21 protein-coding genes are annotated in these 24,635 nt (G+C 46.2%); 18 read left to right on the top strand and 3 right to left on the bottom strand.

Annotated elements, in window-relative coordinates; all coding sequences use genetic code 11:
• The first annotated feature begins 15 nt into the window (after window positions 1-15).
• Together BUA56_RS03575 and BUA56_RS03570 are read left to right on the top strand one after the other, a co-directional pair.
• Entirely contained in the window at window positions 16-252 is a 237-nt protein-coding gene (locus BUA56_RS03575; protein WP_072849057.1) for a hypothetical protein, read from the top strand.
• A gap of 28 nt (window positions 253-280) precedes the next feature.
• On the top strand, window positions 281-595 hold the full coding sequence (locus tag BUA56_RS03570) for a YbjQ family protein (protein WP_072849055.1): 315 nt from the start codon (window positions 281-283) through the stop codon (window positions 593-595).
• Between the two features lie 65 nt (window positions 596-660).
• On the opposite strand, the gene BUA56_RS03565 is transcribed toward BUA56_RS03570, so the two are convergent.
• The gene (locus tag BUA56_RS03565; RefSeq protein ID WP_072849053.1) at window positions 661-1,761 is read right to left on the bottom strand and encodes a pyridoxal phosphate-dependent aminotransferase; all 1,101 of its coding nucleotides are present in this window, start codon (window positions 1,759-1,761) and stop codon (window positions 661-663) included.
• A gap of 157 nt (window positions 1,762-1,918) precedes the next feature.
• Here BUA56_RS03565 and BUA56_RS03560 point away from each other — a divergent pair, with 157 nt between their 5' ends.
• The 10 genes from BUA56_RS03560 (at window position 1,919) to BUA56_RS03515 (ending at window position 15,275) form a co-directional block, all read left to right on the top strand.
• Entirely contained in the window at window positions 1,919-5,461 is a 3,543-nt protein-coding gene (locus BUA56_RS03560; RefSeq protein WP_242946719.1) for a DUF5717 family protein, read from the top strand.
• 16 nt (window positions 5,462-5,477) lie between these two features.
• Window positions 5,478-6,725: a DUF5716 family protein gene (locus tag BUA56_RS03555; protein WP_072849052.1), complete on the top strand. Its 1,248-nt coding sequence runs from the start codon at window positions 5,478-5,480 to the stop codon at window positions 6,723-6,725.
• Window positions 6,726-6,737: 12 nt separating this feature from the next.
• Complete coding sequence (locus tag BUA56_RS03550) at window positions 6,738-7,520, top strand: hypothetical protein (RefSeq protein WP_072849050.1); 783 nt, start codon at window positions 6,738-6,740, stop codon at window positions 7,518-7,520.
• Between the two features lie 123 nt (window positions 7,521-7,643).
• Window positions 7,644-8,516 carry an amino acid ABC transporter substrate-binding protein gene (locus BUA56_RS03545; RefSeq protein WP_072849048.1) on the top strand — a complete coding sequence of 291 codons (873 nt, stop codon included), beginning with the start codon at window positions 7,644-7,646 and terminating at the stop codon, window positions 8,514-8,516.
• A gap of 99 nt (window positions 8,517-8,615) precedes the next feature.
• Window positions 8,616-9,266 (top strand): amino acid ABC transporter permease, encoded by a 651-nt coding sequence (locus BUA56_RS03540; protein ID WP_072849046.1) that lies wholly within the window; start codon window positions 8,616-8,618, stop codon window positions 9,264-9,266.
• An 11-nt stretch (window positions 9,267-9,277) separates the two neighbouring features.
• Window positions 9,278-10,039: an amino acid ABC transporter ATP-binding protein gene (locus BUA56_RS03535; RefSeq protein WP_072849044.1), complete on the top strand. Its 762-nt coding sequence runs from the start codon at window positions 9,278-9,280 to the stop codon at window positions 10,037-10,039.
• 231 nt (window positions 10,040-10,270) lie between these two features.
• The gene (purC, locus tag BUA56_RS03530) at window positions 10,271-10,975 is read left to right on the top strand and encodes a phosphoribosylaminoimidazolesuccinocarboxamide synthase (protein ID WP_072849042.1); all 705 of its coding nucleotides are present in this window, start codon (window positions 10,271-10,273) and stop codon (window positions 10,973-10,975) included.
• A gap of 37 nt (window positions 10,976-11,012) precedes the next feature.
• Window positions 11,013-12,449 (top strand): amidophosphoribosyltransferase, encoded by a 1,437-nt coding sequence (gene purF, locus BUA56_RS03525; RefSeq protein WP_242946718.1) that lies wholly within the window; start codon window positions 11,013-11,015, stop codon window positions 12,447-12,449.
• 12 nt (window positions 12,450-12,461) lie between these two features.
• Window positions 12,462-13,895 (top strand): adenylosuccinate lyase, encoded by a 1,434-nt coding sequence (gene purB, locus BUA56_RS03520; RefSeq protein ID WP_072849038.1) that lies wholly within the window; start codon window positions 12,462-12,464, stop codon window positions 13,893-13,895.
• A 99-nt stretch (window positions 13,896-13,994) separates the two neighbouring features.
• Window positions 13,995-15,275 (top strand): Na+/H+ antiporter NhaC family protein, encoded by a 1,281-nt coding sequence (locus tag BUA56_RS03515; protein WP_072849035.1) that lies wholly within the window; start codon window positions 13,995-13,997, stop codon window positions 15,273-15,275.
• Here BUA56_RS03515 and BUA56_RS03510 read toward each other — a convergent pair.
• Window positions 15,253-16,146, bottom strand: a complete 894-nt coding sequence (locus BUA56_RS03510; protein WP_072849033.1) for a LysR family transcriptional regulator — start codon at window positions 16,144-16,146, stop codon at window positions 15,253-15,255. The two genes, BUA56_RS03515 and BUA56_RS03510, sit on opposite strands and share 23 nt — an antisense overlap.
• 153 nt (window positions 16,147-16,299) lie before the next feature.
• Between BUA56_RS03510 and BUA56_RS03505 the strand changes: the two genes are divergently transcribed.
• Window positions 16,300-17,574, top strand: a complete 1,275-nt coding sequence (locus BUA56_RS03505; RefSeq protein ID WP_072849031.1) for an adenylosuccinate synthase — start codon at window positions 16,300-16,302, stop codon at window positions 17,572-17,574.
• 192 nt (window positions 17,575-17,766) lie between these two features.
• Window positions 17,767-18,099: a CGGC domain-containing protein gene (locus tag BUA56_RS03500; RefSeq protein ID WP_072849028.1), complete on the top strand. Its 333-nt coding sequence runs from the start codon at window positions 17,767-17,769 to the stop codon at window positions 18,097-18,099.
• Window positions 18,100-18,159: 60 nt separating this feature from the next.
• On the opposite strand, the gene BUA56_RS03495 is transcribed toward BUA56_RS03500, so the two are convergent.
• Complete coding sequence (locus tag BUA56_RS03495) at window positions 18,160-19,008, bottom strand: HAD family hydrolase (RefSeq protein WP_072849026.1); 849 nt, start codon at window positions 19,006-19,008, stop codon at window positions 18,160-18,162.
• A gap of 736 nt (window positions 19,009-19,744) precedes the next feature.
• Between BUA56_RS03495 and BUA56_RS03485 the strand changes: the two genes are divergently transcribed.
• The 4 genes from BUA56_RS03485 to BUA56_RS03470 all read left to right on the top strand — a co-directional run bounded on the left by BUA56_RS03485 (window position 19,745) and on the right by BUA56_RS03470 (window position 24,611).
• Window positions 19,745-20,764, top strand: a complete 1,020-nt coding sequence (locus BUA56_RS03485) for a LacI family DNA-binding transcriptional regulator (RefSeq protein WP_072849023.1) — start codon at window positions 19,745-19,747, stop codon at window positions 20,762-20,764.
• Window positions 20,765-21,255: 491 nt separating this feature from the next.
• On the top strand, window positions 21,256-22,704 hold the full coding sequence (locus tag BUA56_RS03480) for an ABC transporter substrate-binding protein (protein WP_072849021.1): 1,449 nt from the start codon (window positions 21,256-21,258) through the stop codon (window positions 22,702-22,704).
• A gap of 184 nt (window positions 22,705-22,888) precedes the next feature.
• Window positions 22,889-23,758, top strand: coding sequence for a carbohydrate ABC transporter permease (locus tag BUA56_RS03475; RefSeq protein ID WP_072849019.1), 870 nt, complete (start codon window positions 22,889-22,891; stop codon window positions 23,756-23,758).
• Between the two features lie 10 nt (window positions 23,759-23,768).
• Window positions 23,769-24,611, top strand: a complete 843-nt coding sequence (locus tag BUA56_RS03470) for a carbohydrate ABC transporter permease (protein WP_072849017.1) — start codon at window positions 23,769-23,771, stop codon at window positions 24,609-24,611.
• Window positions 24,612-24,635: the final 24 nt, after the last annotated feature.

The following is a 24,635-nucleotide window of genomic DNA, read 5'->3' as shown; positions in this document are numbered from 1 at the left end:
ACGGGAGGCAGAAGGATGAAACGATTTCTGGAAAAAGGTGCACCAATACTGATCATTATTATCCTGTGTATCCTGGTCCTTGTTTGGGCTCTGGGAGGCTTTCTTGCAGGTACGTTTGCAGGGGGAAGCATTCTGATAGGAGGAGTCTTTTTTCTCATCGGTCTTGCCGTTATAGCTGCTCTGATTGTCACGCTGGTCAGGCGAATCAAAGAGATTGACGACGAGGATAAGGATGATTTGAGCAAATATTAACAGTACTCGCAGAGGGAGGTAATGAAATATGCTTATTATGACTGCGGATGCAATACCCGGCAGAAAATACGAAATGCTTGGGATTGCCAAGGGTTCTACTATCCAGACGGTTCACGCCGGCAAGGATATTATGAACAGTTTCAAAACACTGGTAGGAGGGGAATTGACCTCTTACAATGAGATGATGAATAAAGCGAGAGCGCTGGCCACCAAGAGACTGGAGGAGGACGCCCAGAGCATGGGAGCAGATGCCGTAGTGGCTATGAGGTATTCGTCCAGCTCAGTGATGCAGGGAGCATCTGAGATTATGGCCTATGGTACAGCAATACGCTTTACCGATTAGAGAAAAAGAGACTGTAATCAGCCGTGACACAGGCTTAGATTACAGTCTCTTTTTATGGTAATATATTACGGGCACAGCAGTTCCCGGAATGCATCCAGGAGCTTATCGTTTTGTTCATGGTTCATAATGCAGAACCGGACATAGCTCTCGTCTAAAAACGGGAATGTGGAGCAATTGCGAATCATAAGACCTTTTTTTATGCAGTGCTCAAAAAGCTCCTCTGCAGTTACCCCCTCTTTCTGTATCCTGACCAGTATAAAATTCCCTTTGGGCTCATAGATTTTAACACTGTCCCAGGTACGAAGCTCTCTGCAGATTCTGTCACGCTCAGAAAAGATGAGGTTTTTGGTCTCCTGTATATATTCTGTATCCCGGAACATAATCTGCCCTCCGATTTCAGCCAGGGAGTTGATGGTCCAGGGATTCTTTCTTGTATTGATCTGCTTCACCATATCCTGGTTGCCGGTGATGGCATACCCCAGGCGCAGGCCGGGTGCTGCAAAGAATTTTGAGATTCCGCGCAGGATGATTAGATTATTATAGTAATTCGTGAGGGGGACAGAAGTGATCTCCTGTTCCTGGGGAGCGAATTCTACGTAGGTTTCGTCCACCATAACAAAAATACCGTGCTCCAGGCAGGTATCCAGGATCTGACGCATCTGTGTACTGGTAATGGCTGTTGAGGTGGGGTTATTGGGGTTGCAGAGAACCAGAAGATCTACTCCCTCCGTGAGATGGGTGCAAAAATCATCGGTATCCATCTGAAAATCATTTTCTTCTTTCAGAGGATAATAAAGGGTGGTACCTCCGCCCAGAGTAATTTCCCTTTCGTATTCAGAATATGTGGGTCCCAGTATTAAGGCCTTTTTTGGGTGCTCTGTCTGAATAAACAGTGAAATCAATTCTGTGGATCCATTTCCTACAATGATATTCTCCAGCTGGGCACCTGTGTAGGCGGCGATACACTGGCGGAGCTTTTTATAATCCCGATCCGGATAACTGGTAACGGCATCAATATGATCTGACAATGTTTTCCTCAATTGGTAGGAAACTCCTAACGGGTTAACGTTAGCGCTGAAGCTTGTTATCTCTTCTTTCTTTATTCCGTAGATTTCCTCGATTTTTTCTAAATCACTGCCATGAAAATGGTCCTTGTGTTTTAACATGTGCTCTCCCTCTTTCTGGAATTAACCTGTGAATTAGCCCGGCGGAATACGGTGCGTGAGATTTTGGTTGGTTGCAACGTTGCCCCGGGTAGTGTATAATCCATTATAGCGAGATATGATAAATAGTTCAAGAGATAACGGGGTATAGGTGAATACTTTGAAGAGAAGAATAGAACAGCTAATTAACGGTAGATATGAATATGAAGTACCTAAGCTTTTGTTATCCCAGGATAGTATTGTACTGCAGACCAGGGCGGGGGAGAATTGCCGTGGAGAGCTGCATCTGGGAGCAGAAGATCAGAGAAAGATAAAAGGAATTGCAGCTTCTTCCCACAGAAGATTCCTCCTGGGAAAGGAGCGGTTTTCCGGAACCACGGCAGCTTTGCCCTATGTGGTAGACGTGAAGGGACTGAAGGCGGGGGATGTGTGTGAAGGGACACTAACCCTCAGCACAGATATAGGAGAGTATCAGGTTCCATTTACAGTAGCCGTACTGGGAAATCAGGTGCGCACTTCTGTGGGAGAGATCCGGACGCTTGATCAGTTTGTGACCCTGGCAAAGGCTGATTTCAGAGAAGCTTTTCATCTTTTTGTAGACGAGGCGTTTGCAGGGCTGCTCCGACATGAGGATGAGAAGCTTTGGCTGGCGTACCGGGGAATGTCTGTGAACCCAGTGACCTACCAGCATTTGGAAGAATTCCTCATCGGCATCGGAAAGAAAGAACCCATTAAACTTTCCCTGGGAAGAGAGTCGGTGGAGCTTTATGAGGTGGAAGGCTCTTTAAAGGATACGCTGATGCTCCACAGGAACGGCTGGGGCTATGTGAGGGCAGAAGTGTCAGTCCAGGGAGATTTTCTGGAGGTAGAAAAGAAAGTAATCACCACAGAGGATTTTATAGGCAGTGTCTATGGTCTGGAATATATAGTCCGCAGGGAGTACCTGGGCAGAGGGAAAAATTACGGCAGAATCATTGTAAAGACCGTGTATGAAACCCAGGTGTTTCAAGTAGTGGCTTCCAGGCATAATAAGATACAGGTGAATGTATCTGCCTATGAAAAGAAAAAGAAGTATGAGCTGGCCAGGCAGTATCTGGAGATGTCTGTGAACCGCATCCTCTTTAAGGAATGGTATGATAAAAGCCTTTCTCTTTTGGAGGAGCTGAAGGAAACTGGCTATGTGGATACCGGCTATGAGCTTCTGGAGGCGTATCTGTATTATCGCGCCGGACTCCTTGACAAGGCGGCCGAGGTGCTGGAAAAGCTGGAGAATTCAACGGCACTGGAGGAATTGCCGGAGATAGAAGGCTGCTATCTGTATCTGACTGCATGCACCGGGCGCCTGAATCTGGAGCGCAAAGAGTATCTGAAGCGTCTTCACACCTTATCTCAGATGCAGGAGGACAGCTTTATTCTGCTCTGGATTCTGCTGCAGGAGGACAGCGAGGCTTACCGCACTCCATCCAAAAAATTGTATGAACTGGAGACGCAGTACGAGATTGGGTGCCGCAGTCCCTTCCTGTATCTGGAAGCCCTTCGCCTGATAAAGGAGAATGTTCTGCTTTTCCGTAAAATCAATAGATTTTATATCCAGGTATTATTCTTCGCAAAGAAATACGGCCTGCTCACAGAGGAAATTGTTAGCAGAACGGCATACCTCTCAGGATACCTGAAATCTTTTCACCAGGTGATTTATGAACTTATGGCGGAGGCATATGAGCAGTACCCATCCAGAGAGCTTCTGGACGCAGTCTGCAAGCTTCTGATGAAGGGCAATCCGAGAAAAAAAGAGTATTTTCAGTGGTATGAACGGGCAGTGGAAGAGGAACTGCGCATTACACGTCTGTATGAATATTATATAGAAACCATGAGCCGCAATTACCAGGGGACGCTTCCCCAGGTGATCCGCATGTATTTTGCATACAATAACACACTCAGTGACAGCAAGAAGGCATTTGTGTACAGCAACGTTATCCGAAACAAAAGCACGGATAAGAATACCTATCTGAGTTATAAAAACGCTATGAAGGCATTTGCCTGGACCAAGCTTTCAGAAGGGCGGATGAATGAGGATTATGCGGTATTGTACCAGGAGTTCTGTATGCATCCGGGAGAAATAAAGGAAAGGGCTGCTCTGGCAAAGGTGCTTTTTATTCACCGGCTTTATCTGGAGGATGCAAAAATCCGAAAAGTAATCGTATGCCACGATGCTCTGAAAAAGGAAGAGGCGTACCCCTGTGTGGACGGCGTGGCGTATATCTCTGTATATACCCCGGATGCCAGGATCTTGTTCGAAGATGAAAAGCGCAGACGGTATATGGGGACAGTAGACTATAACCTCCAGAAGCTGCTGGATGAAAAAGAAGCAGTTTCTCTGCTTGCCGCTTCAGAAGTGAATCATTCCGGATTCCTGCTTCATGTGTGCGGGGAACTGGATCATTCCGAGAAGATTACCAAAGACAATGTGGGCTGTTTTCATAAAATTGTGGACGATCCCTCATTTCAAACAGAATACAGGCAGTGCATCCGTCAGCGCATCCTGGAATATTTCCAGGAGAATGTAGAGAATGACAATCTGAAGGATTATCTGCGGCAAATGGACTTTAAGGGATTTGCAAAAGTGAATAAGCCCCTTCTGGTTAAAATACTGGTGAATCAGGGCATGTATGTAGGCGCCTTTGATCTCCTCTGCGAATTTGGATATGAGGGTGTGGATACAGAGGTTCTGCTGAAACTCTGCAGCAGAATGATTCTGAATATGGAGTTTGAATACGAAGAGGAACTGGTTCTTCTGGGGTGGTATGTATACGGCCAGGGCAAATATGATGATATTATTCTGCATTACCTCTCTATGTTCTATGAGGGGCCTGCAGAGGAGATGGCACATTTGTGGCAGAGCACGCAGGGCTTCCAGATAGAAGCCTATGAGCTGGAGGAGAAGATACTCACCTACAGCATGTTTGCGAGAAGGTACCTTCCCCAGGGACCTAAAGTGCTGGAAAGCTACCTGAAGCAGGCCGGAAAAGAACAGGTGATACTGGCCTATCTGACCTTTGAAGCATTCGGCTATTTCCTGGGAGGAAAGGAAACAGATATCTTTATCTTCCAGTGCCTGGAGAAGATCACAGAAAAAGAGTGGGAATCTGACATGATCTGCAAGCTTGCCCTTTTGAAATGGCTCTCTGTGACACGGGACTGGAATCCGGAGGAAGAGAAGCTGGTGCGCAGGCTGCTCTGGGAATGCAGCAGAGCGGGGCTTCGGTTTGCCTTTTTCCAGGCGTTCCCGAAAGAATATCTCCGCTCCTACCAGCTGGAGGACAAGGTCTTTGCCGAGTACCGGGCAGGGCTTCACTCCAGGGTGACCCTCTACTACTGCCTGGAGGAAGAGGGAAAAGCAGGAGATTATAAAAGTGAGCCGCTTAAAGAGATGTACCAGGGGATCTACAGCAAAGAGTTTGTACTTTTCTACGGTGAAATGTTAACGTATTATTTCCAGGCGGAAAAAGACGGGGAGACTTATACCACGGAACCCAGAACCATTACTGTCACAGAGGTAGATGCCTCAGGTGATACAAAGTATCAGATGCTGAACCAGATGCTGGCAGTGAAAAAGCTTGGAAAAGAGGATGAGCTCAAAACTATATTAAAGAAATATCTGGAGAGAGAAGCGGTCATACAGCAATTATTCAGGATTACGGAATAGGGAGGCCTAAAAGAACATGAATGAGACAAAGAATATAATTGTGGGACTGGAACTAGGTTCTAAGACTTCCCAGCTTTGTTATTATGACAGAAAAGAGAAGGAACCCATCTCCCTGTCACCAAAGGTAGGGAGCAACCAGTATCCATTTCCCACCAGCCTCTCCAAAAAGCCGGGAGAAGATGTATGGCACCTGGGGCTGGAGGCCGAATATTTTGCCTCTCAGCAGGGGGAGATTATGATAGATGATTTCTTCGGGATACTGAATCAAGAGGAAGAGATTCTGGTGGACGGACAGCTGACGGAACCCTATAAGGTAGCAGGCGCATATCTGAAGGAGACAATGAAGCTCCTGGGAGTGTCAGATCTGGTGCGCCAGGTAAGCGCGCTGATGATAACCACGGAACATCTCACCCAGGCAATGGTGCATAATCTTCAGAGAGCCTGCGGGGAGATTGGATTTTCAAGGAAAAGGTGTTTTCTGCAGGATTTTGAGGAGAGCTTCTTCTGCTATGTACTGAATCAGAAGACCGAGTACTGGAGCAGAAAGGTAGCCTGGTTTACTTTTGACAGAGATCAGGTGTCTTTTGCGCAGCTGGTTATTGATCAGAAGACAAAGCCTATGATTGTGAGAATTTTGAGGGGGAAGACCATCCAACTGTCTGAGGATCCTGCGGAGCGGGACTTAGAATTCTATCAGCTGATACATGAGTCGTTCGGGACCGACAATTATTCCAGCATCTACATTGTGGGAGAAGGCTTTGACAAGGAATGGGCCGTCCGGTCAGTTCCCCTCCTCTGCAAAAACAGAAGACACGTGTTCTATGGAAATAACTTGTTTGTGAAGGGGGCCTGCTACGGCGCCAGGGAAAAGGTAGAGGAGAGAAATCTGAAAAACTACCTGTTCAGCGGCCAGGGACTCATAAAGAGCAATATAGGCATGGAGATGGCTGTGCAGGGCTCTCAGGCATATTATCCCATTATAGAGGCAGGGAATAACTGGTACGAATGTATCAGGGAATTTGAAATTATATTAGATAATACGGAGGAGCTTACCTTCCTTGTGAATCCCATGGAAGGGAAGATCCGTACCCGGTACAGCATGAAGCTTCCGGGGCTGCCTAAGCGGCCCAATAAAACCACAAGACTTCAGATCCGGGTAGAATATGAATCCGCATCTGTGTGTGTAATTACAGTAACGGACATGGGATTTGGGGAAATGTTCCCAGCCAGCGGTCAGGTATGGACCGAGAAGGTATCATGGTAGAGGAGGAAGCAGATGGGCGGTTACATATTATGCCAGGTAAGAAAGGCGCAGATGCCGTATTATATTGAGAGTATCAGCACAAATATTTATACCATAGAAGAATTATGTTATTATCTGTATCACAATATCTATTTGCTGGATGATACAATCATCAACGAGCAGCTGTGTGACTGGATACGGAAGGAATTGGGCTTGGAAAAGCTCTATCACAAGCTGTACCGGACACTGGAAAACAATGAGAGCATCGGGAACTTTATCCTCTCTGTCTTTAAGGAGATTAATTATCTGAACCATAGTGAATTCAAAGAGATGAACCAGCAGCTGGAAGTTCTGGAAGCACAGCCTCCGGCGATCCGGCAGAAGAAAAAAGGGGATTACCTGGTAGAGAACCATATGTATGTGAATGCTATCAAAGTGTATGAGGATGCCGTGACTCTGGTGGAGGATACCAATCTTGGGGAACAGTTTGTGGGTGAGATTCATCACAATATGGGATGCGCCTATCTGAACCTTTTTCAGCTGGAGGAAGCTGTACTCTGCTTTGCCAGGGCCTATGAAGAACTTCATACAAAGGCATCCCTGAAGCATTATCTAATCGCCTGCTATCTGTGCAGTTCACCCGGAGAGTGGGAGCAGGAATGCGCCAGGATGGGAGTGGACACCCAGACGAAAAAGGAATTGGTAAGAGAGATTGAAGAGGCTGCCAGCAGCATTGGACAGGCAGCTGCATCTAAGGATACAGACGGTATCTTGAAAAGTCTGACAAGGGACTATCATAGAAGCACCGGCTTTTGAGGAAACGGCGTATTTTCTTGACAAGAAGCAGTGCTTCGTGTTAGTATTTTCTTACGCTTTAGTATGGTAGAGTTGTCTCATGCTAAAAGAGTAATAGATAAAAATGTGGGAGGAAGTATTAAAATGAAAAAGAAATTACTTGGAACATTACTGGCTGCTGTTATGACTGCCGCTATGCTGGCAGGCTGCGGCAATACAGGGGACTCATCCGATTCCGCCGACGGGGAAAAAGATGCAAAAACAGAGGATACGGAAAAGAAGGCAGATGCCTCTGAGGATGCAAAAGACGAAGCCGCATCGGATGACAATACCTTTACCGTTGGATTCGACCAGGAATTCCCTCCGATGGGATTTGTGGATGAGAACGGAGAGTTCACAGGATTTGACCTGGAGCTTGCGGAGGAAGTGGCAAACCGTTTGGGAATGAAATTTGTTCCCCAGCCAATCTCCTGGGATGCCAAGGATATGGAGCTTGATTCCGGAACCATAGACTGTATCTGGAACGGCTTTACTATGACCGGAAGAGAAGATCAGTATACATGGTCAGAACCGTATCTTAAAAATGCACAGGTATTTGTTGTGGCAGATTCTTCTATTAAAACAAGAGAGGATCTTGCAGGGAAGATTGTAGAAGTTCAGGCAGATTCTTCTGCGGAGGCAGCTTTAAAGGAAGATCCGGATCTTACAGGCACCTTTGCACAGCTTCAGACGGTACCGGATTATAACACAGCTGTCATGGATCTGCAGCAGGGGGCAGTGGACGCCATAGCCATGGACAAGGTAGTCGCCGCTTACCAGATTGAGGGCAGAGGGGAAGAGCTTACCATTCTGGATGATGAACTGCAGGCTGAAGAATACGGAATTGGATTCAAATTAGGGAATACGGACTTGAGAGATAAGGTGCAGTCCACCCTGGAAGAGATGGCGTCAGACGGAAAACTGGCTGAAATTTCAACCAAATGGTTTGGAGAAGATATCACTACAGTGGGTAAATAAAGGTATAATAAAAGTGTGCGGCCTCTCACCAGCAGATGCCGCATACTGTATGTATCCGGCTGGATTGCAAACGATAAACAATTAGGAGGAAGCGCTGCTATGAATCTACTGGAGATTTTTGGTCAGCTGTCAGCGGGGATGCTGGCATCAATACAGATCTTTGTTCTTACTCTGATCTTTTCACTGCCCCTGGGGCTTTTGGTGGCATTCGGAAGAATGTCAAAGAATGTGATAGTCAGAACCGTCATCAAGGTTTATATATCTATAATGAGAGGAACACCGCTGATGCTCCAGTTGATGGTGCTGTACTTTGGACCGTATTTTCTGCTGGGAATAAGAGTTACAAATGAGTACCGGTTTTATGCGGTTATCATAGGGTTTGCACTGAATTATGCGGCATATTTTGCGGAAATATACCGGGGCGGCATTGAATCCATGGAACCGGGGCAGTACGAAGCCGCGCAGCTTCTGGGGTATAATAAAAGCCAGACGTTTTTTAAGATTATCATGCCCCAGGTTTTTAAGAGAATCCTTCCCTCTGTTACCAATGAGGTTATCACGCTTGTGAAGGATACTTCCCTGGCGTTTGCCATCGCTTATCTGGAGATGTTTACCATGGCAAAGGCGCTTGCATCTTCCCAGAAGAGCATGCTGCCTTTTGTGGCGGCAGCAATTTTCTACTATGTATTTAATCTGATTGTAGCATTGATAATGGAAAAACTGGAGAAGAAGATGGATTACTACCATTAGGAGGATGTGCGATGTATCTGTTGGAAATGAACCATATAGAAAAAGGTTTTGACGGGCTGGGCGTCTTAAAGGATATCTCCCTGTCTGTAAAGGAAGGAGAGATTCTTTCTATTATAGGTCCTTCCGGATCCGGTAAATCCACCCTGCTCCGCTGCGCCACGATGCTGGAAAAGATTGACGGAGGCGAGATCCTCTATCTGGGGGAACGGGCCGCATATATAGGGGAGAATCACAAGCCGGTATACAAGAAGGGGGAAGAGAGACGGAAGCTCCAGAGTTACTTTGGACTGGTATTCCAGAATTTCAACCTGTTTCCCCACTATTCTGTTATGAAAAATATTATAGACGCCCCCATACATATTCAAAAAAGGAACAGGGAAGAAGTATATCAGGAGGCCAGGAGCCTATTGAAAAAGATGGGGCTGGAGGAAAAAGAGAACGCATATCCCTGTCAGCTGTCGGGGGGGCAGTGCCAGCGGGTGGCCATTGCCAGAGCGCTTGCCCTGAATCCGAAGATTTTATTTTTCGATGAGCCGACATCGGCCCTGGATCCGGAGCTTACAGGGGAAGTGCTGAAAGTGATAAAATCTTTAGCAGATATGGATATCACTATGGTAATCGTTACCCATGAGATGAACTTTGCGAGAGATATCTCGGACAGAATTATCTTTATGGACCAGGGAGTCATAGCGGTAGAAGGAACGCCTGAGGAGGTGTTCTCTACGGAACATGCCAGAATGAAAGAGTTTCTTGGAAAGTTTCATCAGGCATAGCAGTATGAAGCAGCAGCGGACAAAGGAGGTCTTTTTGCCTCCCGGAACCCGGGCTGCTTTTCTCTTGGTAAAATTCTGGTAAAACAAAAATATATTTTTAAAGACGAAAAAATATTGGTGTCAGAAAGGCCCGGAAATTGCCGAAGTTAGGCTTGTTTTTTACATAGGTATGGTATATAATCCTTGTGTAAATTTAAACTATTATTATGGAAAAAGGATAGGTGTACGAAGGTGAAAAAATTAGAACAATTATATGAAGGCAAAGCTAAAAAAGTATTTGCAACAGAGGACAAAGATGTGGTAATTGTTGACTACAAGGATGACGCTACTGCATTTAACGGGGAGAAGAAGGGAACCATCGTGGGAAAGGGCGTTATCAACAACCGCATGTCCAACCGCGTGTTCCAATTGATTGAAAAAGCCGGAGTACCGACTCATTTTATAGAAGAATTAAGTGACAGGGAGACTGCTGTAAAGCATGTAGAGATTGTCCCCCTGGAGGTTATTGTGCGTAATGTGGCAGCGGGAAGTTTTTCCAAGAAGCTGGGCATTGAGGAAGGAAGAGAACTCCTCTGTCCTACCTTTGAGTTCAGTTACAAAAATGATGACCTTGGGGATCCCTTTATCAACGATTCCTATGCGCTTGCTCTGGGACTTGCCACACAGGAAGAAATTGACCAGATCAGAGAATACACAATGAAAATAAATGAAGTTTTAAAGGAGTATTTCTTACAGGCCGGTATTAAATTAATTGACTTTAAGATTGAATTCGGCCGTTATCACGGAGAGATTATTCTGGCAGACGAGATTTCCCCGGATACCTGCAGACTCTGGGATGTGAATACCAATGAGAAATTGGATAAGGACCGTTTCAGACGCGACATGGGTAATGTAGAGGAAGCGTACAACGAAGTATTCAGCCGTTTAGGACTTTAATTGACAGACTGGAAAGGTTGCGTCCATGAATAAAGATATGATACACGAACAAGGTGAAGTGACTGATAAATTAAGGGAAGAATGCGGTGTCTTTGGCATCTATGACCTGGATGGACAGGACGTGGCATCTACCATTTATTATGGACTGTTTGCCCTTCAGCACCGGGGACAGGAAAGCTGCGGTATAGCCGTAAGCGATACACATGGCCCCAAGGGGAAGGTCAGTTCCTTCAAGGGAATGGGGCTGGCCAATGAAGTATTTAATGAAAAAACACTGGAATCCCTTCATGGGGATATAGGAGTGGGACATGTCCGCTATTCAACCGCAGGGGCGAGTACAAGGGAAAATGCCCAGCCCTTAGTTCTGAATTATATTAAGGGTACTCTGGGACTTGCCCACAATGGGAATCTGATCAATGCCCTGGAGCTCAGAAAGGAGCTGGAGTACGGTGGAGCGATTTTTCAGACCACCATTGATTCCGAGGTAATTGCTTACCACATTGCCAGAGAGCGGGTAAAAACAAAATCTGTGGAGGAAGCGGTAAGGAATGCCATGAAGAAGATGGAGGGAGCTTATTCGCTGATTGTAATGTCCCCCAGAAAACTGATTGGGGCCAGAGATCCGTACGGATTTAAGCCTCTATGCATCGGCAGAAGAGACAATTCGTATATTCTGGCGTCTGAAACCTGCGCTTTGGATACCGTGGGTGCAGAATTTGTCAGGGATGTGGAACCCGGAGAGCTAGTGGTGATTACCAGAGAGGGCATAGTCTCTGATAAAAGTATGTGCCTGCCAAGAAAGAAACATGCGCGCTGTATCTTCGAGTATATTTATTTTGCCCGTCCGGACAGCCATATTGACGGTGTCAGTGTCTACGCGTCCAGAATCAAAGCGGGAAGAGCTCTGGCAAAGGATTCCCCGGTGGAAGCGGATCTGGTTGTGGGTGTACCCGAATCAGGAAATGCCGCAGCCCTGGGGTACTCTTTGGAATCGGGGATTCCCTATGGTACAGCCTTTGTGAAGAACAGCTATGTGGGCCGGACCTTTATCCGACCAAAACAGAGCAGCCGGATATCCAGTGTCCGTGTGAAATTAAATGCATTAAAAGAGGTAGTGGCCGGCAAGCGTATTATAATGATTGATGACTCGATTGTCCGGGGGACTACCAGCGGAAGAATTGTGAAGATGCTCAGGGATGCCGGAGCTGCAGAAGTGCATATGAGAGTCAGCTCTCCGCCGTTTTTATGGCCCTGTTACTTTGGAACAGATGTGCCTGCACGGGAGCAGCTGCTGGCCTATAACCGCACCGTAGAAGAAATATGTGAGAAAATCGGAGCTGACAGTCTGGGATATCTTGAGATTGACAGGCTGCAGGAACTCACAGACGGATTGGAAATCTGCAGGGGATGCTTTACGGGAACCTATCCCATGGAGCCCCCGAAGGAAGACATCCGCGGCGATTTTGAACTATAGAGGAGAGAATACATGAATACAGACAGATATCAAAGCCCTTTGTCACAGCGCTACGCCAGCAAAGAGATGCAGTATTTATTTTCCCCGGACAAGAAGTTCCGTACCTGGAGGAAGCTCTGGATCGCGCTGGCAGAGACGGAAAAGGAGCTGGGACTTAATATTACGCAGGAGCAGATCGATGAAATGAAAGCAAATGCGGAGGACATCAATTATTTTGTGGCCCAGGAGAGAGAAAAGCAGGTGCGCCACGATGTGATGTCACACGTGTATGCTTATGGGGTACAGTGCCCCAAGGCAAAGGGGATTATCCACCTGGGGGCAACCTCCTGCTATGTGGGTGACAATACAGATATCATTGTGATGACAGAAGCTTTAAAACTGGTAAAAAAGAAACTGGTTAATGTTATCGCGGAACTGGCAAAGTTCGCAGAGGAATACAGAGGGCTTCCCACCCTGGCATTCACACATTTTCAGCCTGCACAGCCTACAACGGTAGGAAAGAGGGCGACTCTGTGGATACAGGAGTTTACACTGGATCTGGAAGACGTGGACTATGTTTTAAGTAATATGAAGCTTCTGGGCTCTAAGGGAACTACAGGGACGCAGGCAAGCTTCCTGGAATTATTTGACGGGGATCAGGAAAAAATAGAGAAGATAGATCCTATGATAGCGGAAAAAATGGGATTTAAGGAGTGCTATCCGGTATCAGGACAGACCTATTCCCGTAAAATAGATACCAGAGTTTTAAATGTTCTGGCCGGGATCGCTGCCAGTGCACACAAATTCTCCAATGATATCCGACTGCTGCAGCACTTAAAAGAGGTAGAGGAACCCTTCGAAAAAAGTCAGATTGGATCCTCCGCTATGGCATATAAGAGGAATCCTATGAGAAGCGAGCGCATTGCTTCCCTTTCCAGATTTGTGATGGTAGACGCCATGAATCCGGCGATTACATCCGCAACCCAGTGGTTTGAGAGAACCCTGGACGACTCAGCTAACAAACGGCTGAGTGTACCGGAAGGTTTCCTGGCCATTGACGGGATTCTGGACCTGTGCCTGAACGTAGTAGACGGCCTGGTAGTGTATCCCAAGGTAATTGAAAAGCGCCTTATGGCGGAGCTGCCCTTTATGGCAACAGAAAACATCATGATGGATGCCGTCAAAGCCGGGGGTGACAGACAGGAGCTTCACGAACGCATTCGGGAGCTTTCCATGGAGGCCGGAAGGAATGTAAAAGCAGAGGGAAGAGATAATAATCTTTTGGAGCTTATTGCAGCAGACCCTGCCTTCAACCTTACACTGGAGGAACTCCAAAAGACAATGGATCCCTCTAAGTACACGGGACGGGCCAAAGAACAGGTAGATGCATTCCTGTCTAAGGTAATCCGTCCGATCCTGGAGGAGAATAAGGAATTATTGGGCATGACTGCCGAGATTACTGTATAGGACAGACAAAAAAGAGGGAAAAAGGGGACGTGTTCCTCCTGGAAGGAACACGTCCCCTTTTGCACCCCGGCCTGTCCCCGATTGAAAAGGAGAAGGAATATGAGTTGGAACAAAGAAAAAGGAAATCCGAGAGCACTTTTACCCATCGGTGTGTTTCTGGTTATCTTTCTGGGAGCAGGCTGCATTACTGGGGATTTTTACAGTATGCCTGCGATTGTAGGGTTTCTTATCGCACTTTTTGTGGCATTTATGCAAAATAAAGAACTGGACTTTTCTCAGAAAATCACTGCGATTTCTGCAGGGGTAGGGGAGGAGAATATTGTGACTATGAGCCTTATCTTTCTGTCTGCAGGTGCTTTTTCAGGTGCGGTGAAGGCAGCCGGCGGGGTAGAGAGTACGGTTAATCTGGGGCTTAGCATTATGCCCTCAAGCATTGCAGTGGTAGGCCTCTTTCTGATTGGATGCTTTATCTCTATCTCTATGGGAACTTCCATGGGTACCATTGCGGCTATGGCGCCTATCGGCGTGGGGATCAGCGAGAAGACAGGGGTTTCGCTTGCCATCTGTATCGGTGCTGTAGTCTGCGGCGCTATGTTTGGTGATAATCTGTCTATGATATCTGACACTACTATCGCTGCCGTTAGGACCCAGGGCTGCGAGATGAAAGACAAATTCAAAGAGAACTTTCTGATTGTACTGCCGGCAGCTGTTATCACAGCAGTGCTCTTTTTTGTTATCTCCGGAGCTGGTAAGGCTCAGAAGTTCACCAATCTGGATTATGATTTCATAAAAGTTGTCCCTTACCTGCTGGTTCTCATCGGCGCCCTGATTGGAATTAATGTCTTTTTAGTCCTCATAGGAGGTACTGTACTGTCCCTGATCGTGGGGGTAGCGGCAGGGACGATCCCTCTGGGACAGATTTTCCAGGTGGTGGGAGAGGGAATTACAGGAATGTATGACATTACGGTCATTTCTATTGTTGTAGCCTGCATTGTCTCTCTGGTAAAGGCTTACGGGGGCATACAGTATATTTTATACATTATTAAACGGAGAATCCGTGGGAAAAGAGGGGGAGAGCTTGGCATTGCCGTTTTAGCTCTTCTGGTGGATGCATGTACTGCCAATAATACGGTAGCCATCGTTATGGCCGGCCCCATTGCAAAAGAGATAAGCGGAGAATTCGAGATCGCTCCCCGAAGAAGCGCCTCCCTGCTGGATATTTTTGCCTCTGTGGGGCAGGGGCTCATTCCGTACGGAGCACAGCTGCTGTCCGCGGCATCTTTGAGCGGTCTGACGCCGTTTGGTATTATGCCGTATTTGTTTTATCCTATACTGATGGGAATCAGCGCCCTGCTCTTTATTGCGTTTCGGCGGCGGTGATCTCTAATAGCTTCTGTGCCGCTGTTGACAGCGGCGCTTTTTTTTCTGTTACAATACAGAAATGCCTTTTGGGCAGTTTTTCGTGAAAGGTCAGGGGAAAGAGTTCTCCGCTTGTTAATTGCGATTGGGCGAATTCTTTCATTACATAGCCGATGCCCAGATTACGGATGGCAAACTGTACGATCATATCACTGGTGGCCAGTTCGAACTCGGGCTGGAGTACTACGCTATGGGAGGCAAGTTCCTGATCAATAAAGGAACGTGTGCTTGTGCTTTTTTCCAGACAGATGATAGGCAGATCCTCCAATGCTTTAAAGTGAAGGGGGCGGCCTTTCAGATGGGAAAATCTTGGACCGGCCACAAAAAGGTCCTGAATTTCTTTGACGGCAGAGATTTGGATTTCTTTGGGAGCGGATAAAGGTGTGCTGACTACTCCGAAATCTATCTTGCCCTCACGGAGATAGCGAAGTGTCTCAGGGGTGGGAGCGTTTGTGACGCTTACCTTTATTTTGGGGAACCGTTCATGAAATTGTTCCAGATAGGGGAGAAGATAAAACTGCAGGGTCATATCACTGGCCCCAATGCGGATTTCTCCCATATTCATATTCAGCATCTGCCTTACTTTGTTTTCTCCGGCCAGGATAGATTCATATCCCCTGGAGACATAACTGTACAGAACCTCTCCTTCCGCGGTAAGCCGGACTCCTTTGGGAGTGCGGACAAAGAGACGTGTTCCTAAAATTGTCTCCAGCTGCCGGACTCCCTGACTCACAGCCGGCTGAGAGATGGACAGCTTCTGGGCGGCCAGAGTTATACTGCTGCATCGGGCAACATAGTAAAAGATCTTATAGTATTCCAAGCTGATATTCAAAGTCTCTGCTCTCCTTTCGGTAATGCAATCACATAATTTATAGTTATATAATCTATAATAAACATTGATTTTACTTATGTCAAATCTTATAGTATACTTGATTCGTAAAAAGGCAAAATAAGAGTACAATGGATTTTATCAGGAGGATCTGACATGGTAAAAGCAGTAGTGGGAGCAAACTGGGGAGACGAGGGAAAAGGAAAAATTACGGATATGCTGGCCAAGGAATCCGATATTATAGTAAGATTTCAGGGCGGGGCCAATGCAGGCCATACCATCGTTAATAATTATGGGAAATTTGCATTACACACACTGCCTTCCGGTGTATTTTACGATCATACAACAAGTGTAATCGGGAATGGGGTTGCGCTCAATATCCCCATTCTTTTTCATGAGATACAAGGGATTGTAGAACGGGGAGTGCCCGCTCCTAAAATTAAAGTTTCGGACCGTGCGCAGATGGTAATGTCTTACCACGTTAAGTTCGATGAGTATGAGGAGGAGCGTCTGGGGGGCAAGTCTTTTGGTTCTACAAAATCAGGAATTGCACCTTTCTACTCCGATAAATATGCAAAAATCGGGTTCCAGGTAAGCGAGCTGTTTGAGGAGTCTTCCCTGAGGGAAAAGGTATCCCGGGTTTGTGAGATGAAAAATGTTACTCTGGAACACCTTTATCATAAACCTCTGCTTAAGCCGGAAGAGGTATTCCAGGAACTAATGGAATATAAGAGTATGGTAGAACCCTATGTATGTGATGTTTCTCTGTATCTGTGGAATGCTATGAAAGAGGGCAAAGAAATTCTTCTGGAAGGCCAGCTGGGGTCGTTAAAGGATCCGGATCACGGGATTTATCCTATGGTAACCTCATCCTCTACTTTAGCAGCCTACGGTGCAATCGGTGCGGGACTTCCTCCTTACGAAATAAAGAAAATAATTACAGTGTGCAAAGCATACTCCAGCGCAGTGGGAGCCGGTGCGTTTGTGTCTGAGATTTTCGGGGAAGAGGCAGATGAACTCCGCAGACGGGGAGGCGACGGCGGCGAGTATGGTGCCACTACCGGACGTCCGAGACGTATGGGATGGTTCGATGTTGTTGCTTCCAAATATGGCTGCAGAATGCAGGGAACCACAGACGTGGCTTTTACAGTTTTGGATGTACTGGGATACCTGGAGGAAATACCTGTTTGTGTGGCATATGATATTGACGGCAGTATTACCACGGACTTTCCCACAACCTGTATGCTGGAAAAAGCCAAGCCTGTGATTGAGGTGCTGCCTGGGTGGAAGGCAGACATCCGTGGAATAAAAACATATGAAGAACTCCCGGAGAACTGCAGAAAGTATATTGAATTTGTGGAAGAGAAGATAGGTTTCCCCATCACCATGATATCCAATGGGCCGGGGCGTGATGATATTATTTACAGATAAACTCAGAAGCGCTGCATAGGAGAGAATTCTATGCAGCGCTTCATTTTAAATCCTCTTTGTGATATACTTTAACGAACAGTTGAAGCTGTGAACTTGCCAGATGACATGGAGAAAAGTGAACTGATTGTACTTTGGCCGTGAAGGGGCTTCCAGCCCCATGTGTCATGCGGAGCATAAAGGGAGGATTTGCTTATGAAAATTGGGATTATCAGATGTATGCAGACAGAGGACTACTGTCCTGGAACCGCAGATTTTCAGGTAGTGAGAGAGAGGGCGGGAGTATTTGAAGGGGTTACAGAGGAGATAGAAATTATCGGTTTTATTAACTGCGGCGGATGTCCTGCCAAAAAAGCAGTATTAAGAGCAAGGGAATTGATCAGGCGGGGCGCCGACACTATAGTTTTTGCCAGCTGTATTCAGAAAGGAACCCCTATTGGATATCCCTGTCCGTTTGCCAAAAGAATGAAAGAATTAATCGCAAAAGATGTGGGGGAAGGCATTAAATTTTTGGACTATACACATTGAGAAATTACATATTCATAGCCGCAGAGAGTTAATCTGCGGCTTTTACTATTAGATAAAACTTTATCGTACTCCAAATTCCCGAAGCTGAGCAACGGCTTCTCTTCTGGAGGTAAAATGAATGGCGTTAAGACCTTGGGCACGTGCTTCTGCAACATTTTCCAAAAGGTCGTCCAGAAATACCGCATGCTCAGGCACTATGCTAAAATCTTTTATAAGCCGCTGATAGATCGCAGGGTCTGGCTTCAGCAGCTTGATTTGATAAGACATATACCCCCCGTCGACCTTTGACAAAAAGGAAAGTTCATCTTTGGCTTGTTTATAAAGAGGCTCTGAAAAATTGGAAAGGATATAAACCCGGTAGCCCTTATTTTTTAAAGCGTCCAGCCATTTTTCCGTGTATGCGTAAGTATGTACTGTTTTTCCAAGGTTTTGAAAAGTTTCCCGGATTTGGGGCTCGTAGGCAGGATTGTTTTCAATAAAAGCCTGCAGCAGCTCCTCTTCACTTAAAACACCGCGATCCCCTTCTATCCAGTCCTCGTTCAGGAACACCGCCTGGGAAACCGCTTCTATGGTATCCTCGTCATATCCCAGATTCTGGAGAACATCCAGCCACCCGTAATTCACAAGTACTTTCCCAATGTCAAAGATAATGGTATCGATCTGGTATACTTCCTTATAAGATTCCTGGTTCTTCTTTTGGCAGGCAGTAGCCTCTTTGGGGTGCTGCCATTTGTATACCAGCATAAAAGCATATAATAGAACGGGAATAATGACAGTGGCATAGAGGGAGGCCATCAGCAACGAAGAAGCATCGGGACGGCCGGACAGGGCAAATAGCAGAGTCATGACATACATGCCGACCAGGAGAACTACTCCTGTAAGAGCGGCAATTCTTTTTATGTTTTTCACTTTTTTATCTCCTTATGTTAGCCTATGTTTGTATTATAAGGAGTTTGATGGTTACAGTCAACCAAATTCCCTTTTCGGGGAGGGGATTGTGATAATTGGAAATTGGCAGTGCAACTTGGACATCGGCTCAGGGGTATTCAAGACGGCGGGTGCAGATGGCGGGGGGACGGTGAGAGAAATCCTGCGGCGGCTGGCTTGGGCGGGAGGGAGGCCTGGGTCCGCGGACACCTTCGTTGCGAAGAGAGTCTAAGACAAAACCGGACCCCCCGCCGGAGCACCGTTCATATGGTCAAAGAATGCTTGATGTGCATTCTCTGCCCATGCTCACTTTTTTCGGCCTGGACTGCCGAAAAAATCTCCAGCGTGAATCCCGGTTTTGCCTAAGACTCTCTACTCACTCCTGCGGAATCGTCCGCGGATCCCAGGCCTCCCTCCCGCCCAAGCCAGCCAGCCGCCCCTGGCCTGGCCCTGTCTCCCCGGTGCTCCCTCCTATATCCGTCCGTCTGCGACACTCCGCTCGCCGACTATTTTACCCCTAACTTCATATACACAAAACTATCATATTCTGGTCTTTCTACTGATTTTCATCCGCCTGTTGGTAATCTGGTAAAAAAATATTGATAAAAATATTGACTATTTTATCAAAACCGTTATAATAATTCTAAAGAACTCTGTAATACTTCCGGCATGTATATGCATATCGGGAATAGGTACAGCAAGATTGTGGGAGAAGTTTATGAAAGTAACAGTAAAGGATGTTGCGAATAAGGCAGGGGTATCTGTGACCAGTGTATCTCTGGTTTTGAACAACAGGCCCTCAAGAATAACGCAGGAGACAAAAGAGAGAATTATAAAGGCAGCGGAGGAGTTGGGATACAGGCACACAGCCAAGGAGGCTGCCAATGAGCCGGCAACGAAGCTTTTAGGGGTGATTCATCCCAACTGCAGCAATCCATTCTTTAACCAGTGTGTCAAGGGGATTGAGAATCATGCTGCAGTGAACGGGTATAAGGTTATCCTGTGCAATATAGAGAATTCTATGGAGCGCTGCCTGGGGTATCTGGAAATGCTGGCTGATCTGCGGGTGGAAGGGATTATAGCAATGCCTCCCATAGATATGAATCTCAATGACAATAATATGAAAATGGGCAAGTTCTTTGAGCGCACTAAAATCAGGCTTCTGCTTCTGGATCGTGCCGTGGACCGTGTGTTCTGCGATTTCATAACAGGGGACAATAAGCAGGGGGCATATCTGGCAACTGAGCACTTGATTTTGTCAGGCCACAGAGATATTGGGATTGTCTCAGGGCCAAGAGAGGTCTATAACTGCAGAAAGCGGCTGGAAGGATACAAGGAAGCACTGGTGTACTACGGAATCTCCATTGCCAGGGAGAATATTTACTACGGGGATTTTTCCTCCCGCTCCGGGTATCGTGCGGCGGAATATTTTGAGGAACGGGATGTGACGGCGATTTTTGCCTGCAACGACCTGATGGCTCTCGGTGTTTACCAGTATGCGGCAGAGCACGGGCTTAAGATCGGGGAGGATCTTTCAGTGGTAGGATTTGACGATATCCCCTATTGTGATTTGCTGAATCCGCCTCTTACTACCATTCAGCAGCCGGCAGAGCTAATGGGGAAACGGGCTTGTGAGCTAATGATCAAAAGAATTTCCGGCGAGGAACAGGAGCCGGCCAGAGATACGTATTTTGCTCCGTCGCTGATTGAAAGAAAGTCTGTTAAGAATCTTTTGTGACAGAAGAATAGAAAGGGACCATGAGGGATACTATAAGGAAAGGCTGAAGAGTATTTGTGAAGCCTCTCCTTATGGTATTTTTCATGGCTTTTTTATATTGTTAGACTCTGGAGTATGGCTTTAAGCACATGTGAAAGTTTGCCGGTGGGGCAACGTTTGCCCGGGCAGTTTGGCGCTGAATATATGATTTGATAAAATGTCGGAAAAATGATAAATATTATGGTAAAAATAATTATTTTATCAATAGTTTATCAATGCAGCTGGGACGGTTTACCCAAAAGATATGGATATACCTCATTATAAATTAATAATTACCCATTATTACCCTTAAAATTTGTGAAATAATTACGAAAATAAAGGAAAATAAGATTCCATATTGACAAAAAGTGATAAACTGCTATAATGAAAATATAGTTAAATTTATCACTTTTTTACCAAACATTTACCAAAGTTTATGTTCCCCGCGGGAACGAAAAAAGGAGGAAGAAGTAATGAAGAGAAAAATGATTGCTATGTTACTGTCACTGGCAATGATTGGCAGCATGCTCACCGGATGCTCCGTATCCACAGGTTCATCTGACGATGACAAAAAGACAGAGGACGATGCAAAAGGAGAAGAGTCCGCTGACGCAGAAGACGGTACCGTAACAAAATCTGACCCGAATATGAAAGACAGAGAAGAAATTAACTTATGGTTCTGGGGCGCAGAGCCCTATGCACAGGAGGCAATGCAGAAGATTCTGGCTGATAAGTACAATGCTTCTCAGGACAAATACCAGCTGGTGATTGAGTTCAGGCCTTCTGTAGACACAGATATGTCCACAGCCCTTGCAGCAAATCAGGGGCCGGATATTGTATACGGCTCAGGCCCGTCCTTTGTCATGCCTTTGGTAGAAGCCGGCAAACTGGAAGCTATGGACGCTTACGCAGAGGAATACGGATGGAAAGACAGAATCCTTCAGCCATACTATGAATCAGGTACGGTGGACGGCAAGCTGTACAGCCTGGTAAACGGTGTCAGCACTATGGGTGTATTCTATAATAAGAAAGTATTGGAAGATAACGGATGGGAAGTACCTACCACCATCGAAGAGCTGGAAAGCGTTATGGATCAGGCTCTGGAAAAGGGGCTGTACGCATCTGTAACTGGAAACAAAGGCTGGAAGCCTGTTAACGAAAACTACGGTTCTCTGTTCCTGACACACATTGCGGGACCAGATACTGTTTACAAATGCTTAACAGGAGAGGAAAAGTGGAACAATCCTAATGTGCAGGCCGCTATTGAAAAATCAAAAGAATGGTGGGACAAAGGCTATCTGGCAGGAGAAGATTATGTAAACTTAAACTTCAGCGAATCCTTACAGTTATTAGCTGACGAAAAATCTCCGTTCTTCATTGGGCCATCTATCGCATTCCAGTGGGCAGCCTCTTTCTTTACAGATGACAAAGAAGAAAATATCGCATTCATTCCATTCCCGGCCACAGAGCAGGTTCCTGACGAGACATATACCTTAGGTGCCGCATGTACGCTGTCAATCAATGCAAATGTGAGCCAGGAACATAAAGATGAAGCTGCTAAAATTATTGATATGATGATGCAGCCGGAATTCATGCAGGAAATGACAGAAGCATGGCCAGGATACTGGGGAACTCCTCTGAAAGATTTAACAACTGTGGATACCAGCAACATGGGATACCTTTCCAAATCTTTCGTTGACGTAGTACAGAATATTTCCGGTGCCGTAAATGCAGGAAACTTTGGTTTCTACGACAACGTGTTCTTCCCAGCAGCAACTCAGCAGGCAATTGTCAATATCGAAGACGTATGGTATGACACAATATCAGTAACGGATTATCTTGACAACATGGATAAAGAGTTTGCAGCCGAATTCGAAAAAGGCCTGGTTCCCCCAATTCCGAAACCAGCAGGCATTCAGTAATTCCATCAGGAAACGATAACCGAGGCCGGTATGTTTGTGAACATACCGGCCCGATGTTTCTAAACGTTTCCAGGACAGCGCCCGGCGGACAGCCCAGGGTGTCCGGTGAGCGTTGTCCTGGAGAGAACAGGAAGGGCAGTACATAACTTTCAGAAGGAGCAAGAGAAAACAAGGAGGCTGAGTCATGAGCAGAAAAAAGTTTAACTGGAATTACTTATTAATAGCGCCTGCGCTGTTGATCAGTGTTTCCATTATCCTGGTGCCGGGTATTTTAACCATTATTTCTTCCTTTACGGATTGGAACGGCATCTCCCCTAATATCAATTTTATAGGATTTGAAAATTTTAAAGAGTTATTTCACGATAAAATCTTTTTCATATCCATCCGAAATAACGTTATATGGACCGTAATGTTTGTTACAATACCTGTCTGTATCGGTATGCTGGCTGCAATGCTGCTGCTGAGCCGCAAGAAAACCAGAAGTATTTATCAGGTAGCATTTCTGATTCCCTATGTGCTGGCGCCCGCGGTGAACGCAATGCTGTGGCTGAACATTATCTTCAGCCCTGTGGTTGGTCTGGTTGCCTATTTTAAAGGGCTTGGATTTGATATCAGTTCTCCTCTGGCCAGTATGAAATCAGCCATCTACGCCTGCGCCGGTGTAGACATCTGGCATTACTGGAGTTATCTCACGGTCATATATCTGGCAGCACTTCGCCAGACCCCCACGGATCAGGTGGAAGCCGCCAGGATCGACGGATGCAATGCCTGGCAGCTGTTCCGGTATATCTATATGCCGAATATTAAGGCAACCGTAAGCCTGATGTTTGTTATGATCGTGATCGGTTCCTTCCTGGCCTTTGACTATGTCAAGCTGTTAACCGGAGGAGGCCCGGCACATTCCACAGAAGTGTTGGGTACGTACGCATATTCCTATGCCTTCAGCTCTATGCAGGTAGGAAAGGCAGCAGCGGTAGGTTTGTTTATGAGCTTCTTCGGATTAATCGCATCAGGAATCTATGCCAGATTAAGCCGCAAGGAAGAAATGCAGTAGGAGGGATATTATGGCTGTTACATCTAAAAAGAAACGAGTTGCATCTAATTTTATCATACACGCAGTCCTGCTGATTCTCGTTTTTATCTGTCTGTTCCCTATCGCTCTGGTAGTGATCAACAGCTTTAAAGAGAATGCAGATATTGTAAGGAATCCCCTTGCCCTGTCCCAGGTCATCCACCTGGAGAACTATATACAGGCGTGGGAAACCGGAAAATTTGCCAAAGGTTTTATCAATAGTGTCAAGCTGTCCGGATGTACTATTTTAATCATCTTAGTGTGCTCTACACTGGCAGGTTATGTACTGTCAGGCAAGAGAATTAAAGGAAGCGGCGGAATTCTCATGTATTTTATGATGGCTATGACAGTGCCCATCCAGCTGTTCCTGTTTCCGCTGTACTATGTGTATGCAAGATTTAATTTAATAGGAAACATTCCGGCAACCAGTATGATACTTGCAGCAGTTTATATGCCGCTGTCCGTATTTCTGATGAGGACCTTCTTTCTGAATGTTCCAAGGGATCTGGAGGAGGCGGCCAGAATCGACGGGGCGAATACCGCCCAGGTAATCTGGCATGTAATGCGGCCTGTGGTATCCCCCGGACTGATCACAGTAGGGGTATTGGTAGGGCTGCAGTCCTGGAACGAGTATCTGATCTCTTCTACCTTCCTGCAGGGAGAGAAGAACTTTACAGCTACTCTGGGATTCCTGGCAATGAACGGAAGCTATGGTTCTAATATGTCCATTTTAATGGCGTCGGCGGTAATCTTAATCGCACCTATCGTTATCTTCTTCTTGTGTGCACAGAAGTACTTTGTAGACGGTATGGTAAGCGGAGCGGTAAAAGGATAATGATACTTACTTTATTGGGAGGAA

The organism is Lactonifactor longoviformis DSM 17459, from assembly GCF_900129135.1.
Lineage (GTDB): Bacteria > Bacillota > Clostridia > Lachnospirales > Lachnospiraceae > Lactonifactor > Lactonifactor longoviformis.
Note: the sequence above shows the minus strand (reverse complement) of the source record. Positions and strands in the feature narration are given on the sequence as shown.

What these genes read in the sequence shown, in the direction of transcription:
- BUA56_RS03575 (WP_072849057.1), top strand. Translation starts at nt 16, where the DNA reads ATGAAACGATTTCTGGAAAAAGGTGCACCAATACTGATCATTATTATC.
- BUA56_RS03570 (WP_072849055.1), top strand. Translation starts at nt 281, where the DNA reads ATGCTTATTATGACTGCGGATGCAATACCCGGCAGAAAATACGAAATG.
- BUA56_RS03565 (WP_072849053.1), bottom strand. Translation starts at nt 1,761, where the DNA reads ATGTTAAAACACAAGGACCATTTTCATGGCAGTGATTTAGAAAAAATC.
- BUA56_RS03555 (WP_072849052.1), top strand. Translation starts at nt 5,478, where the DNA reads ATGAATGAGACAAAGAATATAATTGTGGGACTGGAACTAGGTTCTAAG.
- BUA56_RS03550 (WP_072849050.1), top strand. Translation starts at nt 6,738, where the DNA reads ATGGGCGGTTACATATTATGCCAGGTAAGAAAGGCGCAGATGCCGTAT.
- BUA56_RS03545 (WP_072849048.1), top strand. Translation starts at nt 7,644, where the DNA reads ATGAAAAAGAAATTACTTGGAACATTACTGGCTGCTGTTATGACTGCC.
- BUA56_RS03540 (WP_072849046.1), top strand. Translation starts at nt 8,616, where the DNA reads ATGAATCTACTGGAGATTTTTGGTCAGCTGTCAGCGGGGATGCTGGCA.
- BUA56_RS03535 (WP_072849044.1), top strand. Translation starts at nt 9,278, where the DNA reads ATGTATCTGTTGGAAATGAACCATATAGAAAAAGGTTTTGACGGGCTG.
- purF (WP_242946718.1), top strand. Translation starts at nt 11,013, where the DNA reads ATGATACACGAACAAGGTGAAGTGACTGATAAATTAAGGGAAGAATGC.
- purB (WP_072849038.1), top strand. Translation starts at nt 12,462, where the DNA reads ATGAATACAGACAGATATCAAAGCCCTTTGTCACAGCGCTACGCCAGC.
- BUA56_RS03515 (WP_072849035.1), top strand. Translation starts at nt 13,995, where the DNA reads ATGAGTTGGAACAAAGAAAAAGGAAATCCGAGAGCACTTTTACCCATC.
- BUA56_RS03505 (WP_072849031.1), top strand. Translation starts at nt 16,300, where the DNA reads ATGGTAAAAGCAGTAGTGGGAGCAAACTGGGGAGACGAGGGAAAAGGA.
- BUA56_RS03500 (WP_072849028.1), top strand. Translation starts at nt 17,767, where the DNA reads ATGAAAATTGGGATTATCAGATGTATGCAGACAGAGGACTACTGTCCT.
- BUA56_RS03485 (WP_072849023.1), top strand. Translation starts at nt 19,745, where the DNA reads ATGAAAGTAACAGTAAAGGATGTTGCGAATAAGGCAGGGGTATCTGTG.
- BUA56_RS03480 (WP_072849021.1), top strand. Translation starts at nt 21,256, where the DNA reads ATGAAGAGAAAAATGATTGCTATGTTACTGTCACTGGCAATGATTGGC.
- BUA56_RS03475 (WP_072849019.1), top strand. Translation starts at nt 22,889, where the DNA reads ATGAGCAGAAAAAAGTTTAACTGGAATTACTTATTAATAGCGCCTGCG.
- BUA56_RS03470 (WP_072849017.1), top strand. Translation starts at nt 23,769, where the DNA reads ATGGCTGTTACATCTAAAAAGAAACGAGTTGCATCTAATTTTATCATA.